General features: G+C 68.2%; 16 protein-coding genes. 10 read left to right on the forward strand and 6 right to left on the reverse strand.

All coding sequences use genetic code 11. From position 1 onward, the window contains the following. Positions 1–203 precede the first annotated feature (203 nt). A complete protein-coding gene (gene mdh, locus HNP51_RS03205) occupies positions 204–1,166 on the reverse strand; it encodes a malate dehydrogenase (protein ID WP_184266984.1) in 963 nt (320 codons plus the stop codon). A gap of 142 nt (positions 1,167–1,308) precedes the next feature. On the opposite strand from mdh, the gene HNP51_RS03210 reads away from it, so the two are divergent. The 8 genes from HNP51_RS03210 to HNP51_RS03245 all read left to right on the forward strand — a co-directional run bounded on the left by HNP51_RS03210 (position 1,309) and on the right by HNP51_RS03245 (position 7,264). After that, positions 1,309–2,055, forward strand: a complete 747-nt coding sequence (locus HNP51_RS03210) for an EcsC family protein (protein ID WP_184266986.1) — start codon at positions 1,309–1,311, stop codon at positions 2,053–2,055. After that, positions 2,052–2,468: an HIT domain-containing protein gene (locus HNP51_RS03215; protein WP_184266988.1), complete on the forward strand. Its 417-nt coding sequence runs from the start codon at positions 2,052–2,054 to the stop codon at positions 2,466–2,468. The genes HNP51_RS03210 and HNP51_RS03215 overlap by 4 nt, the downstream gene beginning before the upstream one ends. A gap of 200 nt (positions 2,469–2,668) precedes the next feature. Beyond that, a complete protein-coding gene (gene sdhC, locus HNP51_RS03220; protein WP_184267558.1) occupies positions 2,669–3,046 on the forward strand; it encodes a succinate dehydrogenase, cytochrome b556 subunit in 378 nt (125 codons plus the stop codon). After that, positions 3,043–3,441: a succinate dehydrogenase, hydrophobic membrane anchor protein gene (locus HNP51_RS03225; RefSeq protein WP_184266990.1), complete on the forward strand. Its 399-nt coding sequence runs from the start codon at positions 3,043–3,045 to the stop codon at positions 3,439–3,441. Before sdhC ends, HNP51_RS03225 begins: the two co-directional genes overlap by 4 nt. A 7-nt stretch (positions 3,442–3,448) precedes the next feature. Continuing rightward, positions 3,449–5,233 carry a succinate dehydrogenase flavoprotein subunit gene (sdhA, locus tag HNP51_RS03230; protein ID WP_184266992.1) on the forward strand — a complete coding sequence of 595 codons (1,785 nt, stop codon included), beginning with the start codon at positions 3,449–3,451 and terminating at the stop codon, positions 5,231–5,233. A 13-nt stretch (positions 5,234–5,246) separates the two neighbouring features. Further along, complete coding sequence (locus HNP51_RS03235; RefSeq protein ID WP_184266994.1) at positions 5,247–6,044, forward strand: succinate dehydrogenase iron-sulfur subunit; 798 nt, start codon at positions 5,247–5,249, stop codon at positions 6,042–6,044. Between the two features lie 115 nt (positions 6,045–6,159). After that, positions 6,160–6,480, forward strand: coding sequence for a 2Fe-2S iron-sulfur cluster-binding protein (locus HNP51_RS03240; protein ID WP_184266996.1), 321 nt, complete (start codon positions 6,160–6,162; stop codon positions 6,478–6,480). Position 6,481: 1 nt separating this feature from the next. Further along, positions 6,482–7,264, forward strand: a complete 783-nt coding sequence (locus tag HNP51_RS03245; protein WP_184266998.1) for a kinase — start codon at positions 6,482–6,484, stop codon at positions 7,262–7,264. A gap of 60 nt (positions 7,265–7,324) precedes the next feature. Here the strand turns inward: HNP51_RS03245 and HNP51_RS03250 are convergent, their stop codons facing one another. Beyond that, positions 7,325–8,179 (reverse strand): HAD family hydrolase, encoded by an 855-nt coding sequence (locus HNP51_RS03250; protein WP_114817173.1) that lies wholly within the window; start codon positions 8,177–8,179, stop codon positions 7,325–7,327. Positions 8,180–8,233: 54 nt separating this feature from the next. Then, entirely contained in the window at positions 8,234–10,546 is a 2,313-nt protein-coding gene (locus HNP51_RS03255) for a PAS domain-containing sensor histidine kinase (RefSeq protein ID WP_184267000.1), read from the reverse strand. Between the two features lie 157 nt (positions 10,547–10,703). On the opposite strand from HNP51_RS03255, the gene HNP51_RS03260 reads away from it, so the two are divergent. Next, a complete protein-coding gene (locus HNP51_RS03260) occupies positions 10,704–11,111 on the forward strand; it encodes a metallopeptidase family protein (protein WP_184267002.1) in 408 nt (135 codons plus the stop codon). A gap of 95 nt (positions 11,112–11,206) precedes the next feature. Then, positions 11,207–12,937, forward strand: a complete 1,731-nt coding sequence (locus tag HNP51_RS03265; protein WP_184267004.1) for an amidohydrolase — start codon at positions 11,207–11,209, stop codon at positions 12,935–12,937. A gap of 12 nt (positions 12,938–12,949) precedes the next feature. Here the strand turns inward: HNP51_RS03265 and HNP51_RS03270 are convergent, their stop codons facing one another. The 3 genes from HNP51_RS03270 to HNP51_RS03280 form a co-directional block, all read right to left on the reverse strand. Further along, entirely contained in the window at positions 12,950–14,344 is a 1,395-nt protein-coding gene (locus HNP51_RS03270) for an RsmB/NOP family class I SAM-dependent RNA methyltransferase (RefSeq protein WP_184267007.1), read from the reverse strand. Continuing rightward, the gene (locus HNP51_RS03275) at positions 14,341–16,308 is read right to left on the reverse strand and encodes a potassium transporter Kup (protein ID WP_184267008.1); all 1,968 of its coding nucleotides are present in this window, start codon (positions 16,306–16,308) and stop codon (positions 14,341–14,343) included. The genes HNP51_RS03270 and HNP51_RS03275 overlap by 4 nt, the downstream gene beginning before the upstream one ends. A 73-nt stretch (positions 16,309–16,381) precedes the next feature. After that, on the reverse strand, positions 16,382–17,137 hold the full coding sequence (locus HNP51_RS03280) for a thioredoxin family protein (RefSeq protein WP_184267010.1): 756 nt from the start codon (positions 17,135–17,137) through the stop codon (positions 16,382–16,384). Positions 17,138–17,239: the final 102 nt, after the last annotated feature.

Raw genomic sequence — 17,239 nt, forward strand, 5'->3', positions numbered from 1 at the left:
GCGCTACCATCTGGACTTCGAGCAGCCGACGTCGGCGCTTCCAGCGGTCCCGGATAGCGGCTGCGCCGCTTCCGGGATGACAAGGAGGGGGCGTGAAGGAGCACACGCATGAAAAAGGGCCGCATCTTTCGACACGGCCCCTTCCAATTTCAGACGCCTAAGCGCTCAAGCAGCGAGCCGCCGCGCGGCTCGCGTTAGCGCCCTTAAGCCAGCGACGGCTCGATGTCCTTGCAGGCCTGGATCAGGCCGTTCACCGATTCCACCGACTTGGCGAACATGGCCTTTTCGTCGTCGTTGGTGGTGAACTCGACGATCTTCTCGACGCCGGCGGCGCCGATCATGGCCGGGACGCCGACGTAGAGGTCCGACAGGCCGTACTCGCCCGACAGCCAGACGGCGCAGGGCAGGACGCGCTTCTGATCCAGCAGGTAGGACTTGGCCATGGCGATGGCGGATTCAGCCGGGGCGTAGAAGGCCGAGCCGGTCTTCAGCAGGGCCACGATCTCGCCGCCGCCCTTGCGGGTGCGCTCGACGATGGCGTCCAGGTCGGCTTGCGACAGGAAGCCGGCGGCGACGGCGTCCGGCAGCGGCAGGCCGCCCACGGTCGAGTGGCGCACCATCGGCACCATGTCGTCGCCGTGACCGCCCAGGGTCCAGGCGTGGATGTCCTGCACCGAGACGCCGGTCTTTTCAGCCAGGAAGTAGGCGAAACGCGCCGAGTCCAGAACGCCGGCCATGCCGACGACCTTCTCCTTGGGCAGGCCCGAGAACTTCTGCAGGGCCCAGACCATGGCGTCGAGCGGGTTGGTGATGCAGATGACGAAGGCGTTGGGGGCGTGCTGCTTGATGCCCTCGCCGACGGCCTTCATGACCTTCAGGTTGATGCCGATCAGGTCGTCGCGGCTCATGCCCGGCTTGCGCGGCACGCCGGCGGTGACGATGCAGACGTCGGCGCCCGCGATGTCGGCGTAGTCGTTGGCGCCCTTCAGGGCCACGTCCTGACCGAAGACGGCCGAGGCCTCGGCGATGTCGAGGGCTTTGCCTTGCGGCGTGCCTTCGGCGATGTCGAACAGGATGACGTCGCCCAGCGCTTCGCGCGCAGCCACGTGGGCCAGGGTTCCGCCGATCATTCCGGCGCCGATAAGGGCGATCTTCGCGCGAGCCATAGAGGTCTCTCCAGTCGATGTTGCGTGTGCGAAACGGTACTCGATGTCGGGCGGTCTAGACCCGCAGCGGAGCGGGAGCAAGCGTCGGGCGTTGCGCCTTTCGTCGGCCCCTGCGAGGGTCGCGCTGATCCAGAGAAGCATGATGACCCCTGCGGAAGACGATCGACAGTATGAGGCCCGCGTCCTCGCGGAAGCCGAGGCCTGGCGCGAACGCCAGCTGCGCCGCCCGGGCCTGTGGGACATGACCACGCGGGCGACGCAGGACCGGATCAACCGGATCATCCCCGAGCGGGTGCACCAGATCGTCACCTCGGGCGTCGAGTTGACGACGCGGGGCATCATGACCGGCGCCGACTGGACCACGGCCAAACCGCTGCTGCACGGCAGCCTTCGCAAGCGCGAAGAGCTGATCCAGACCCGCGTCGATTTTTACCGCACCACGGCCAGCGTCGAGGGCGGGGTGGCCGGCGCGGGCGGCTTCCTGCTGGCGGCGGCGGACTTTCCGGCCCTGCTGGCCATCAAGATCAAGCTGCTGGCCGAGATCGGCGCCCTGTACGGCCACTCAGGCAAGAGCCTGGCGGAGCGGCTCTATCTGTTGCGGATTTTCCAACTGGCCTTTTCCAGCGCCCGGCATCGGCCCGAGGCCCTGTCCGCGCTGGAGGCGGCGGGGCGCGGCCTGCATCAGCCCGAACGCATCCAGGACTTCGACTGGCGCAAGTTCCAGCTGGAGTACCGCGACTACATCGACCTGGCCAAGCTGGCCCAGCTGATCCCCGTCATCGGCGCGCCGGTCGGGGCCGTGGTCAACTGGCGGCTGACGACCCGGCTGGCGACAACGGCGATGAACGCCTATCGCCTGCGCTGGTTCGAGGACGAGCATCTGACATGACTGAGTTTCGCGCTGATCCCGCCTTCGAGGCCGGGTCCGTCTTCGCCGCCGAATGGCCCCTGTGCCAGGTGCGGCTGCAGGACGACGCCCGCTTTCCCTGGCTGATCCTGCTGCCCCGCGTGGATGGGGCGGTCGAGCTGGACGACCTGAGCCGCGATCAGCGCGCGGCGCTGATGGAAGAGGTGGTGCGGGCGGGTGAACTGGTGCGCGCCTTGGGTCGGGCGGCGGGACGCCCCGTCGACAAGCTGAACACGGCGGCCCTGGGCAATGTCACCCGCCAGCTTCACGTCCACGTGGTGGGGCGCCGACGCGACGACGGCCTGTGGCCCGATCCGATCTGGGGCCGCCCCGGCGCCCGGCCTCTGTCTGCGGACGATAAGGCCGCGCTGTTGCGAGCGATTCGCGAGGCCTGATCAGGAAATCGCGATCCGCAGCGCTTATCCGGCCCGGTTCGTTGACACCCGGCCTTTGCGGTCACTAAAGCCTATCGCACTGCAACCGGACCTGTTTTTCCACAGGTTTTTTGAGAATCATTCGCATGTCGAACCTTCCCCAGGGTGCGGGCGACCCGACTGGCCGCTACGTCCGCCATCCCAATGGCCATGTGGCGCCGATGTCGCCCTTCACCGACGTCTGGCGGTGGCACGTGACCATGACGGCCTCCATCCTGTTCCGCGTCACCATCGGCGCGGCCACCGTCGGCGCCGTCCTGCTGCTGGCCTGGGTCGCGGCTGTCGCCGCCGGACCCGAAGCCTACGCCAAGGTTCTGGCCTGCTCGTCCTCGCCGTTCGGCCTGTTCATCTGGTTCGGCCTGTCGCTGGTCCTGTTCTCCTTCCTGCTGAACGGGACGCGCCACCTGATCAACGACGCCGGCAAGGGCCTTGATCTGAAGTCCGCCAATCTGATGGCCAACATCGCCGTCTGGGGCCCCCTGGTCCTGACCGTGCTGTTCTGGGTCATCCTGTTCGCCGCCGGAAAGGTCTCGCTGTGAGCGCCGCCCCCAAGTTCAAGAACCATGTGAAGATCTCCGAGCGTCACGGCGCCGGTGAGTGGAAGATCGAGAAGCTGGCTTTGCTGGCCCTGATGCCGCTGGGCCTGTGGGTCCTGTCCAGCGCCCTCACCCTGGCCGGCGCCGGCTATGAGGCCGTGGTCGCCTGGTTCGGCAACGCCCTGAACATGGGCCTGTTGGCCGTGACGGCCATCGTCTTCTTCCTGTTCGCCAGCCTGGCCTGGAAGGTGATCATCGAGGATTACGTCCCGACGCCCTCGGCCCGGACGACCCTGATCAACCTGTCGAACCTCGTCTTCCTCGTGCTGGCCGCCGCCAGCATCTTCTTCATCGTGCGTGTGGCGATGGGCTCCGCCCCGCTGCCCGCCGGAGTCTGATCCCGTCATGGCTGCTTACGAGCTTATCGATCACGAATACGACGTCGTCGTCGTCGGCGCGGGCGGTTCGGGCCTGCGCGCGGCGCTCGGCGCCGCCCAGCAGGGCCTGAAGGTCGCCTGCGTCACCAAGGTCTTCCCCACCCGCTCGCACACCGTGGCCGCCCAGGGCGGCATCTCGGCCTCGCTGGGCAATATGGGCGAGGACAGCTGGCAGTGGCACATGTACGACACCGTCAAGGGGTCGGACTGGCTGGGCGACCAGGACGCCATCGAATACCTGGTCCGTAACGCGCCCAAGGCCGTTTACGAGCTGGAACACTGGGGCGTGCCTTTCAGCCGCACCGAAGAAGGCAAGATCTACCAGCGCGCCTTCGGCGGCATGACCCGCAACTTCGGCGAAGGCCCGGTGCAGCGCACCTGCGCCGCCGCCGACCGCACCGGGCACGCCATCCTGCACACCCTCTACGGCCAGTCGGTCCGTCGCGAGGTCAAGTTCTTCGTCGAATACTTCGCCCTGGACCTGATCATGCAGGACGGCGCCTGCACCGGCGTCACCGCCCTGCAGCTCGACACCGGTCAGATGCACCAGTTCCGCGCCAAGATGGTGGTGCTGGCGACCGGCGGTTACGGCCGCGCCTACTTCTCGGCCACCTCGGCCCACACCTGCACCGGCGACGGCAACGCCATGGTGCTGCGCGCCGGCCTGCCCTTGCAGGACATGGAGTTCGTGCAGTTCCACCCGACCGGCATCTATGGCGCCGGTTGCCTCATCACTGAGGGCGCACGCGGTGAAGGCGGCTATCTAACCAACTCGGAAGGCGAGCGCTTCATGGAGCGCTATGCGCCGACCGTGAAGGACCTGGCCCCGCGCGACATGGTCTCGCGCTCCATGACCATCGAAATCCGCGAAGGCCGCGGCGTGGGTCCGAACAAGGACCACATCTTCCTGCACCTGGACCACCTAGACCCGAAGATCCTGCACCAGCGTCTGCCGGGCATTTCGGAATCGGCCAAGATCTTCGCCGGCGTCGACGTGACCAAGGAGCCGATCCCGGTCCTGCCGACGGTCCACTACAACATGGGCGGCATCCCGACGAACTATCACGGCGAGGTCCTGACGCTGCGCGACGGCAATCCCGACAGCGTGGTTCCGGGCCTGATGGCCGTGGGCGAGGCCGCCTGCGTCTCGGTGCACGGCGCCAACCGTCTGGGCTCCAACTCCCTGACCGACCTGGTGGTGTTCGGCCGCGCCGTCGGCCTGCGCTGCGGTGAAGTCGTGGACAAGGCCTCGGCTGTGCCCTCGGCCTCCAAGGCCCAGACCGACGAGCACCTGGCCCGCCTGGACCGCTTCCGCAACGCCTCGGGCTCGACCCCGACCGCCAAGCTGCGCCTTGAGATGCAGCGCGCCATGCAGTCGGACGCCGCCGTCTTCCGCACCGGCAAGACCCTGGACGAAGGCGTCCAGAAGCTGCGCTCGATCGACGCCGCCGGTTCGGACATCAAGACGACCGACCGCGGCTTGATCTGGAACACGGACCTGATCGAGACCTTGGAATACGACAACCTGATCGCCCAGGCCCTGGTGACCATCGAAGGCGCGGCCAACCGCACGGAATCGCGCGGCGCCCACGCCCGCGAGGACTTCCCCGATCGCGACGACGTCAACTGGATGAAGCACACCCTGGCCTGGAAGCGTCCCGGCGAAGGCGTCCAGATCGACTACCGTCCGGTCCACAAATACACGATGTCCAAGGACATTGAGTACATCGAGCCCAAGGCTCGGGTTTACTAAGGGAGTCCCGCAGATGGTTCAGCTCACTCTCCCGCGCGGCTCCAAGCCCACGACCGGCAAGGTCCACAAGGCCCCGGCCGGCGCCAAGAACGTCAAGACCTACAAGGTCTATCGCTATGACCCGGAAACGGATTCCGATCCGCGCTGGGACAGCTTCGAGGTCTCGTCCGACGATCACGGCCCCATGCTTCTGGACGCCCTGATCCACATCAAGAACGAGATCGACCCGACCCTGTCCTTCCGTCGCTCGTGCCGTGAAGGCATCTGCGGCTCGTGCTCGATGAACATCGACGGTCGCAACACCCTGGCCTGCACCAAGGGCATGGACGAGTGCTCGTCGCACAACATCACCATCGCCCCCCTGCCCCACCAGCCGGTGGTCAAGGACCTGGTGACGGACCTGAGCCTGTTCTACGCCCAGTACGACTCGATCCAGCCCTACCTGCAGTCCGACGATCCCGATCCGGAAACGGAACGCCTGCAGTCGCCCGCCGACCGCGAGAAGCTTGACGGTCTGTACGAGTGCATCCTGTGCGCCTGCTGCTCGACCTCCTGCCCCAGCTACTGGTGGAACCAGGAAGAGTACCTCGGCCCGGCGGCCCTGCTGCAGTCCTACCGCTGGATCTCGGACAGCCGCGACGATGCGACCCAGAAGCGCCTCGACGACCTTGAGGACCCCTTCAAGCTGTATCGCTGCCACACGATCATGAACTGCGCCCAGGTCTGCCCCAAGGGGCTGAACCCGGCCAAGGCGATCGCCGAGACCAAGAAGCTGATGGTCGCGCCGAGCCGCAAGCGCGCGGCGGCCTAAGCCTTCAGGCCCTGCCATCCGAACAGCCCCCGGCGCCGTCAGGCCCCGGGGGTTTTTCATGGCTGCGATACGCCCCGGGGCTTGCCTCCGGCGCGGCCTGGGCTAAGACGCCTGCATGGCCAAGATCACCTACATCGAGCACGACGGGACCGAGCACACGGTCGAAGTCAAGAACGGCCTCAGCGTCATGGAGGGCGCGATCCGCAACAACGTGCCGGGCATCGATGCCGACTGCGGCGGCGCCTGCGCCTGCGCCACCTGCCACGTCTATGTCGACGAGGCCTTCGCCGCCGAGACCGGCCGCCCCTCGGCCATGGAGGAGTCGATGCTCGACTTCGCCGAGAACGTCGAGCCGAACAGCCGCCTGTCCTGCCAGATCCGCGTCAGCGACGACCTGAACGGCCTGATCGTGCGCCTGCCGCAAAGCCAGCACTGAGATGATCGACGCCCGGCTGCTGGACGCGGTCGGGGCCCTCATCAACGCCCATGGGCGGCCCGGCCATGTCCCGTTGATCGGGATCGCCGGGGCGCAAGGCAGCGGCAAGACCACGCTGGCCCGCGCCGCCGCCGAACGCTGGGGCGCGGCGCGTCTGTCTCTGGACGACGTCTATCTGACCAAGGCCGAGCGGACAGCGAAGGGCAGGGCGGTCCATCCCCTGTTCGCCATGCGCGGCCCGCCGGGCGCGCATGACCTGGCGCTGCTGGAGGCGACGGTGGAGGCCCTGCGAGCCGCCCGTCCCGACAGCCGCACGCCGCTGCCCGCCTTCGACAAGCTTTCCGATGATCGCCGCCCCGAGGCGCAATGGCCGGTGTTCGCGGGCCGCCCGTCGGCGGTGCTGGTGGATGGCTGGTGTCTGGGAGCGACGGCGCAGGCCGAGGCGGAACTGGCCGAACCGATCAACGGGCTGGAACGCGAGCAGGACGGGCAGGGGGTATGGCGACGCGCGGTCAACGAGGCGTTGGCCGGGCCCTACGCCGACCTGTTCGCCCGCTTCGACGCCGTCCTGTTCCTGAAGGCGCCCACGTTCGACGCCGTGCTGGACTGGCGCTGCGAACAGGAGGCGGGGTTGATGGGCCTGGCAGACCTGCCGCCCGAACGTCGCGCCGCAGTGGCCGTCTTCATTCAGCATTTCGAGCGAATCACCCGCCATATGCTGGCGGGCGGGGTGCGGGCGGATGTGGCGTTTGATCTGGATGAGGATCGGAACCTCAGACCCTAGATCACACATCCCCCTAACCGCTCATCCCGGCCTTCGCCGGGATGAGCGGCAGTTTCTGCCTCAGTCCGCCGGCATCCGGCCGTAGTTGACGGCGATGCGGCCGATCAGGCCCTTGACGATCAGGTCGACCGGCGTGCCCTCGCGATAATCGCCCTCGGCGACGAAGTTGACGCGGTCTTCCGAGATCAGGCGGTGGATCTTGTTGTGGTCGCGCGGGGTGTTGTCGGGGTCATAGACGGCGATGGAGAAGCCGCCCTTGGTGTGCATCATCTTCATGGTCGGCACGTCGGTGTCGCCGTCGCCGAGGAAGATCATCCGGTCGAAGGGGATGGGGCGTTCCTCGTCGGGGATGAAGCGGTTGATGCGCTCGTCGTCCCAGTGGTTGTGCACGCCCTTGTTGATGCGGAACAGGTACTGGGTCTTGGTGGTGTAGTTGACGCCGACGGCGGGCCAAACGGCGACCTCGTTTTCGTCATAGGCGTATTTCGATGCGAAGACGTGGGTGAAGGCCTCAGCGATGGGGCAGCCCTGGATCATCTCCTCCAGGCCGGCCGAGATGATGTAGTGCTCGATCTCCAGGCCGTACTGGGCGCCGAATTCGTTCATGCGGTCGAACCAGGAACGGTCGCGCAGCCCCTCGAACAGGGCCACGTCGCGGCCGTGATCCCGCAACGTCTGACGCGTGACAGGCGAGCCTTGCTCGCGCGCCGTTTGCAGCATCATCTGCATGTACATCAGGATGCCGTCGCCATCGGAGGCGATGGTCCGTGGACGGACGGTCTCGTTCCAGAACTGGGCCGGCGTCATCCCGATCGAGGGAATGAAGCTGACCTCCTGCATATTGCCCCGCGCCAGGGTGCCGTCGAAATCATAGATGATGGCGGTCTTGAGCAGGGGGCGGGTCGTGTCGGCCATGGGGGCGTCCTAGAGGGCGTGGACAGGCCCTCTAGCACGAGATCGACGCAAAGATCAGCCCAGCAGAAGTTCCGGCGCCGCCGTCGGGGCCGTGGCCTCGACCGGCAGGTGCAGGATGAAGGCCGCGCCCTTGCCTGGCTCCGACTGGACCTCGGCCCAACCGCCGTGCAGTTCGATCAGGGCCTTGACCAGGGCCAGGGCCACGCCCGGCCCGCCGCGCTCGCGCCGCACGAAGCGGTCGAAGACGTGAGCCTGCAGATGATAGGGGATGCCCCGCCCGGTGTCCTCGACCCGGATGCGCACCTCGCCCGACCCGACCTCGGCGGTCAGGGTCACGGCCCCGCCTTCGGAGACGGCGCGACAGGCGTTCTCCAGCAGGTGGTCGACGGCCTGGGCGATGCGGCGAGCGTCGGCGCGGACGGGCTTCAGCCGGGGCGGGCAGGCGACGCTCAGAACGGCGCCGCGGCCCTCGACCTTGCCTCGCACCTTCTCGGCGCAAGCCTCCAGCAGGTCGCAGACGCGCATGTCGCCCAGGGTCAGCTCCATCTCCCCGGCGTCGATCTGGGCCATGTCCAGAACGTCGTCGATGGAGCGGGCCAGATGGCTGGCGGCGACGCGGATGGCGCCGGCGTGCTGGCGGCTGCGTTCGGGCAGGTCGCCCATGGCCTCCAGCAGTTCGGAATAGCCGACGATGGTGGTCAGCGGGGTGCGCAGCTCATAGGAGACGCTGCCGACGAACTCGCGCTTCAGCGCCTGACTTTCGGCGAGGGCCGCTTCCTTGGCGGCCAGCGCCTGTTCCAGCTGGCGGTGGGCGGTGACGTCGGAGAAGGCGACCAGGGTGGCGCCGTCGGGCAGGGGGCGGGTCTGCCAGGACACCACGCGGTCGTCGTCGGTGCGGCCCTCGCCCGAGATGGGCACGCGGCTTTCCGGGTCGGGATCGGCCACGCGCGCCTTCAGCCCCAGCCACAGGGCGGCGTCGTCCAGCACCGGGCGGCACAGGGCGGCCACGGCGTCAAAGTCTCCAGCCTCGGCCAGGCGTTCGGCGGATACGCCCCAGAAGCTCTCGAAGGCGTCGTTGTGCAGCCGCAAGCGCCCGTCCGAACCGAAGACGGCCACGGCGTCGTTCAGCTTGTCCAGCGTCGCCGTCTGGACCTGGATCTGGGCGTTGTAGCGGCTGCGCAGCTGCAGCTCGTCGGTGATGTCCGAGAAGATCAGCAGGATGCCGCCGAGCGGGTGCGGCTGGCGCACCACACGCAGGGTCCGCCCGTCGGGCAGGGACCAGCTGTCGTCGGGCGAAGCCGTGGCTGCGCCGTAGAATTCCAGCTCGTGCGCCTTCCATCCGGCGTAGTCGATGACCTCGGGCAGTTGACGCTTCTGGCGCAGACGATCCAGCAGCTCGGCGTGGGTCGGGCGCTCGTCCAGCCAGGCGGGGTCGATGTTGAACAGCGACTGAAAGGCGGTGTTGTGGAAGGCCAGCCGCTTGGCCGGGCCGAAGATGGCCACGGCGTCGGCCAGATGGTTCAGGGTCTCGTCATGGGCCTCGACGTGACGGCGCAGGGTGTCGCGCGTCTCCTCGGCCTCGGTCATGTCGATGGCGAAGGCGATGACGGCGCCACGTCCCCCGGCCAGCGGCTCGGCGAGGATGCGCCAGGCCTTGCGGCGACCGTCCGACGACACCCAACGGAAGCCGTCCTGACGCGCGTTCAGACGCGAGGCCTCGGCCACGATCAGGTCGGCGCCGCGATCGAAGGTGAGCCCGGCCTCGTGGGCCTCGGCCAGGGTATCGGCGCGGACCTCCGCCAGCCAGGCCCGGTTGGCCCAGATCAACTTGCCCGCGCCATCGACCACCCAGGTCGGCGCCGGCGAGGCCTCGGCCAGGGCGCCCAGACCGGCGTCGGCGGCGGTTTCCGCCCCGCCCAGCTTCGACAGCCGCAGCCAGGCCGAGCCGCCCAGGGCGCGCCCCTCGACCGCCCAGGCGCCGTTGGTCCATTCGAGCAGGGTCTCGAACGACTCGCCGCGCTGGACCAGGCCGTCCATTTGCCCCGTATGGGCCTGGTTCAGGGCCGCCACGATGGCTTCGGCCGCCGCCATGCCCTCGCGGTCCGGGGCCAGCACGGCCAGGGCTTCGGGGGCGCCGAAGACCGACTGAGCCTCGCCCTGCGGCGTCAAGGCCAATCGCACGTCGTCAAACACGTTCAGGGCGCCTTCACAGGCGGCGGCGTGGGCGCGCTCGCCCGACAGCCAGGCCTCGACCTCCGCCTCGCGCAGACCCAGGCGCTTGCGCAGCCGCCAGGCCCAGGCGCTGATCGCCAGCGCCAGACCCGCGGCTCCTGCGGTCGCTACATAGGCGATGTCGGCTTCGGCCATGCCTTCCCCTGCGCCGCTGCGGGCGCCTCGATACTCACCAAGCGGACCGACGAGCCTTCGCCCGACCGATTCGCGTTTACCATACCCTGATTGCGTCGAAATCCATGCGGCGAGACGGCCGATTGCGGCGCAGCCTCGCGCGGGCGATATCCGGGCCATGACCCAGACGTGGAACGATCAATACGCCCCCTCCCTCGATGACTTCGCCCGGCTGGCCGAAGCCGCCTTCGCCGCCCTGCCCGACCTGTTCCGGCAAGCGGCCGGCGAGGTGATCATCCGCGTCGACGACTTCGCCGACGAGGAGACCCTGGCCGACCTCGAGATCGAGGATCCCTTCGAACTGAGCGGCCTCTATTCCGGCGTCCACATCGGCGAGCGCGACGCCATGGGGCCGGCCGCCGAGCCCTCTCGCATCTTCCTCTACCGCCGCCCTATCCTCGACGAGTGGTGCGAGCGCGGCGACGTGGGTCTGGCCGAGATCATCGCCCACGTCCTGATCCATGAGATCGGTCACCACCTCGGTCTCGACGACGACCAGATCCACGCCATCGAAGACGACGACTGAGCACGAGAACTGGAGCCAGGGCGGGCTTCGTTGGACTCCGAGGCGATGCGGGGTCATAGTCGCGAGGTCGGGGAACGCCGAATTCGGAGTTCGACATGTGCTACGCCTGCAACTCGGGACTAGCCACCCTGACGTCCCTGATGGCGTCTCGACGCAGCGTTCTGGCCGGAGGCGCCGCCGCCTTCGCCCTGCCGTCCCTGGCCCGCGCCGCACCTCAGAACCCCCGTCAGCGCGGAGCGGAGGTCCTGTTTCTGGGCGGTCCGATCATCACCATGGACCCCGCGCGGCCGCGCGCCGAGGCGGTCGCCGTCGCGGACGGCAAGATCCTGGCGGTCGGCGCCCTGTCGGATCTGGAGGGCCTGCGCACCCCCTACACCAAGCTCGTCAACCTGGAGGGCGGCGCCCTGCTGCCCGGGCTGAACGATCCGCACATGCATACCGTTTTCGTCGCCTTCGAGGACTGGATCGACGTCGGCCCCTTCGCTTCGAAGGATATGACAGAGGTGATCGCCAAGCTGAGCGAGGCGGCGGCGAAGGCGGGGCCGAACCAATGGGTCCGGGGCTGGCAGCTGGATCCCTCCATCACCCCCGGAGCCACGACGATCGACCTGGCCCTGCTGGATCGAATCGCGCCGAACAATCCGCTCTTCCTGCTCGAGTCCAACGGGCACATCGGCTATGCGAACTCCAAGGCTCTGGAGATTTCAGGCGTCACCCGCGACACGCCCGACCCGCCCCAGGCGCGCTATATCCGCGACGCGAACGGTGACCTGACCGGACGGCTGGAAGAAGCCGCCTCCATGGCCGCCTTCATCATGAAGATGCCCATGCCCGACGCGCAGCAGACGCGGGCGGCCATCGGGCGGCTGTTCCAGAAAGCCGCCAGCCGCGGCTGCACCGGCCTGTTCGACTGCAGCATCGGCGCCCAAGGCATGGGCGACCTCGATATCCTGCGCGAGGTCATGGGCGAGGATCCGCCCGTCCGCTACGGCGGGACCCTGGTGTCCACCAATATGAAGCTGTGGAAGGAGGCGGGGTTGAAGCCCGGCATGGGCGACGACCGCTTCCGCATCTCGGCCATCAAGGCCTGGTCCGACGGCTCCAACCAGGGGCGCAGCGGCTATCTGCGCGAGCCCTATCTGAACTCCGACAGCCGGGGCTCGCTGAACTACACGCTAGAACAGCTGACAGAAGTCATCCGCGAGTCCCATGAGGACGGGTGGCAGGTCTGCGTCCACGCCAACGGCGACGCCGGGATCGACACCACGCTGGACGCCTATGAAGCCGTGCTCAAAGACCTGCCCGGTCCCGATCACCGGCACAGGATCGAGCACTGCACCCTTCTGCACGACGATCAGATCGCGCGGATGAAAGGGCTGGGCCTGTCGCCCTCCTTCCTGATCGGCCACGTCTATTACTGGGGCCGCGCCTTCCGCGACGACATCCTGGGCCCGGCGCGGGCGGATCGGCTGGACCCTTGCGCCTCGGCGCTCAGGGGCGGCTTGCGTCCCACGCTGCACTCGGACTGGAACGTCACCGAAATCGAGCCGCTGCGCATGGTCGAGAACGCCGTGACGCGGATCATGCGCGACGGCGGCGAGGTGCTCAATCCCGCCGAGCGGGTTCCCGTCGAGACCGCGCTGCGCATGGTGACGGCCGACGCCGCCTGGCAGTGCAAGCGCGACTTCACCGGGGTTCTGGCGCCCGGAAAGGCGGCGGACATGGTGATCCTGGCCCAGGACCCGACCCAGATCGATCCCACCCGGATACGCCACATCCCCGTGCGCGAAACCTGGCTGGACGGCCAGCGCCGCTATGAGGCCTGACGCCGACCTGGCTTAGTCGGCGATCCGCTCCAGCCGGGCGGCGAAGAAGCCGTCCACGCCGCCGCGCTCGGCCCATTGCGAGGGCAGGATGCGCAGCCAGCCCTCCGCGGTCAGGGCCTCATCGGGGGCGCCGATCTCGGCCGGGACGGCGGCGACGGTGCGGAAGGCCGGGTTGCGGCGCAGGAAGGCGATGATCTGGGTCTCGCCCTCCTCGCGTTCCAGCGAGCAGACGCAATAGACCAGGCGGCCGCCCGACTTCACCTTGTCGGCAGCGACATCCAGAAGACGGTGCTGCACGTCGGCCAGCTTGGCGACCTCGGCGGGGCGGGTGGCGCGCAGGACTTCGGGGTTGCGGCGATAGGTGCCGGTGGCGGTGCAGGGGGCGTCCAGCAGGACGGCGTCGAAGGTGCGGTCGTCCTCCCAGTCCTCGGCGGGCACGGCCACGACCTCGACCGGCAGGCCGGTGCGGTCGAAGTTCTGTTTCAGGCGCTTCAAACGCGCGGCCGAACGGTCCAGAGCCGTGACCTCGGCGCCGGCGGCGGCCAGCTGCAGGGTCTTGCCGCCGGGCGCGGCGCACATGTCCAGAACGGTCTCGCCGGACTTGGCGCCCAGCAGGCGGGCAGGGACAGCGGCGGCCGCGTCCTGGACCCACCAGTCGCCGGCCTCGAACCCGGGCCATCCGGCCACGTCGCCGCGCTTGCCGGTACGGACCGTGCCGCCGGGCAGGACCTCGCCCTCGACGTCCTGGGCCAGGACGTCCAGATCGACGCCGGGCTTGGCGCTGAGGTCGGTGGCGGGCTCGTCGCGGGTGGCCAAAGCCAGACCAATTAGATTGGCCTCGCCATAGGTCGCCTTCCAGCGTGCGGCCAGCCAGTCGGGCAGGTTGGATTCCGCCGTGGTCAGGCCGGGACCGTCGCGGTCGACGCCGCGCAGGACGGCGTTGACCAGGTTCTTGTAGGGGCGGGTCTTGGCGTCGCGCTCGGCCAGTTTCACCGCGGTCGAGACGGCGGCGAAGGCGGGGGTGCCCAGCACCAGGGTCTGGGCCAGGGCGACGCGCAGGATGGTGCGCACCGGGGCGGGCGGGGCCTTCTGCAGACGGCGGTCCAGAATCTGATCGATCTCGCCCAGACGGCGCAGGGCGGCCATGGCCACGGCGCGAGCGAAGGCGCGATCGGGACCGGCCAGATCCTTGGCCGGGGACTGGCTGAGCGCCTCGTCCAGACCTGTGCGCTTCTCCAGCGCGGCGTTCAGCAGGATGCCGGCGACCAGACGGGCTTCGACGCCGATGTCGGCGTGGGGATCGTCGGTGATGATCTCGGGCTGGGCCTCGCGACGCGGACGCGACTTCTCGGCCATGCGGCGACCGCGCGCCGCCGAACTTTTGCCCTTGGGGGTGCCACCACTCATACGGATACCTGCGTGCCCAACTCGACCACGCGGCCGGGCGGAATATGGAAGAAGTCGGTCGGATTGGCGGCGTTGCGCATCAGGAAGATGAACAGCTTGTCCTGCCACAACGGCATGCCCTGACGCGCCGAGGCGACCACGGAACGTCGGCCAAGGAAGAAGCTGGTCGACATGATGTCGAACTTCAGCCCCTGCTTGCGGCACAGGCCGAGCGCGCGGGGCACGTTCGGCGTCTCCATGAAGCCATAGGTGATGGTCAGCCGTTTGAAGTCGTCGCTGATCGGCTCCATCGTCACCCGCTGGCTGTCGGACACGCGCGGGCGATCGGCGGTGTGGACGGTCAGGATGACGTTCTTCTCGTGCAGCACCTTGTTGTGCTTGAGATTGTGCATCAAGGCCACCGGCGCGACCTCGGGGTCCGAGGTCAGGAAGATGGCCGTGCCCGGCGCGCGGTGCGGCGGACGGGCCTTCAGCATCTCGATCAGGTCGCTGAGCGGCAGGCTGTCCTTGCGGGTCTTCTCGGTCAGGATCTGCGTGCCGCGCACCCAGGTCCACATGATCAGCACCAGGCCGCCGCCCAGGACCAGCGGCATCCAGGCGCCGTCTGGAATCTTGAGCAGGTTGGAGGTCAGGAAGACGCCGTCGATAACGCCGAACGGGATCAGGGTCCCCAGCACCGCCCACATCGGCCACTTCCACTTCTTGGTCACCACCGACCAAGCCATCAGGGTGTTGACCAGCATGGTGCCGGTGACGGCCACGCCGTAAGCCGCCGTCAGATTATGCGACGACTGGAAGGTCAGAAGCAGGAAGAGGACCCCGATCATCAGCAGGCTGTTGACCGCCGGGACATAGATCTGGCCGGCCAGGGTCTCGGAGGTGTTGCGGATGTCGATGCGCGGCAGCAGGCCCAGTTGGACCGCTTGCTGCGTCACCGAGAAGGCGCCCGTGATGACCGCTTGGCTGGCGATGACCGTGGCCGCCGTGGCCAGGATCAGCATGGGCCAGTAGATCATCTGCGGCACCATGTTCCAGAACGGATTGTCCGCCGCCCCGGGGTTGGCCAGCAGGAAGGCGCCCTGGCCCAGATAGTTCAGCGTCAGGCAGGGCAGAACCACGAACAGCCAGCCTTGACGGATCGGCGCCTTGCCGAAATGGCCCATGTCCGCATAGAGGGCCTCGGCCCCCGTGACGGCCAGGAAGACGCTGCCCAGGATGACGAAGCCGAGGAAGCCGTCCTTGAGCAGCAGCTCGACGCCATAGGTCGGCGACAGGGCGCGCAGGATCGAGATGTCGTCAAAGATGTGCGTCAGGCCCAGCACGCCGAGGCTTAGGAACCAGACGGCGGTGATGGGGCCGAAGAACCGGGCCAGGCCGGCGGTGCCGCGCGACTGAACCAAAAACAAGGCGATCAGAATGCCCGCCGAGATCGGCAGGATGAAGGGGTCCAGCTCTCCGTTCAGGCCGGGCGCGTCCTTCAGGCCCTCGACCGCCGACAGCACCGAAATGGCGGGGGTGATGACGCCGTCGCTGTAGAAAAGGGCCGCGCCGCAGACGCCGAGGATGAACAGCCAGGCGCTGCGTCGGCCGACCGCGTGCTGGGCCAGGGCCATCAGCGACAGGGTGCCGCCCTCGCCCTTGTTGTCGGCCCGCATCAGGAACATGACGTATTTGAACGTCACCACGATCATCAGGGCCCAGAAGGCCAGGGAGACCACGCCGATAATGGCCAGTTCCCCGCCGACGCCCTTCTGGGCGTGGCCGATGGCCTCCCGCAGGGCGTAGATCGGGCTGGTGCCGATGTCGCCGAAGACCACGCCGATGGCGCCCAGGATCAGGGCGCGATGGGTCGCCTTGCCGTATCCGGTCCCGTGATTGGGCGGAGACGGAGTCTGGGCGTGCGGATTTTCGGAAGCGTTTGCGGCAGACGGTGTCGCGTCGCCGCGGGGCGTATCCCCAGCCATGCATGACCTCCGGGCCGCGCGATGGGCGCGCCCATTAACAGCGGCGGGCCTTTAGACCCTTTCCGTCAGCGGTTCAATCGGCCCGCGGTTCCGCCCGTCGGGCGGCCGACAGAATGCGCCGGTCAGCCTTGGCCTGAACCAGAACTACGACGTTGTCTTCAGAGGAAGAATCGCCGGGAAGGGCGAAAAGAACCGGACGTCCGCTCCAGTCGCCGAGACGACGCACTTCGCGCACCACATTGACGTGACGGACCTGCTGGCCGCGGTTGTCGCCCTGACGCACCTCGACGGTCTGAAGGCCCGGCTGATAGATGACGGCCAGGATCTCGGCCCCGCCGCGCGGCGGGCGACCCGAGCCGACGCCCACCCGGTCGCCGGTCTCGCGGAACTCGATCTCGGGCGGATGCAGGCGAGCGGCGGCCTCGGCGTCGATGGCGGCCTGAAGCTCGGGCGAGCGGGCGCCGGACACTTGACGGCGACCGTCGATCACCACCTGGGGCGTCGAAACGTTCCTCAGCTTCAGCGCCTGACGATAGGCCTGCTGACGCGCGGCGAACTCGGGCTTGGCGAAGGTGTCGGACCAACCGAGGTAGTCCCAGTATCCGACACCATAGGTCAGGGCGATCACCCCCGGCGCATTCGCCACCGCCTCGAGCGTGCGGTTGGCGTCGGGACAGCCGGAACACCCCTGGGCCGTGAACAGCTCGACCACCACCGGCTGGACCGCGGCGTCGCGCTCGCGCGGCGGCCCGGCGGCGGCGGTCAGCAGACCGACGCCTGCGACCGTGGCGGCTATCATCCCGAACCTGATCGAACCCCGTGCCGTCATCTGTCGATCCTAGCCTGTCGATCCGTCCGCGCCGCTCATAAAACCGTGAAGGGGAAGAAGCGCCTGAACTTCGTCATCCCGGCCCAGCGAAGCGGAGAGCCG

The organism is Brevundimonas bullata, assembly GCF_014207965.1.
In the GTDB taxonomy this organism is placed as follows: domain Bacteria; phylum Pseudomonadota; class Alphaproteobacteria; order Caulobacterales; family Caulobacteraceae; genus Brevundimonas; species Brevundimonas bullata_A.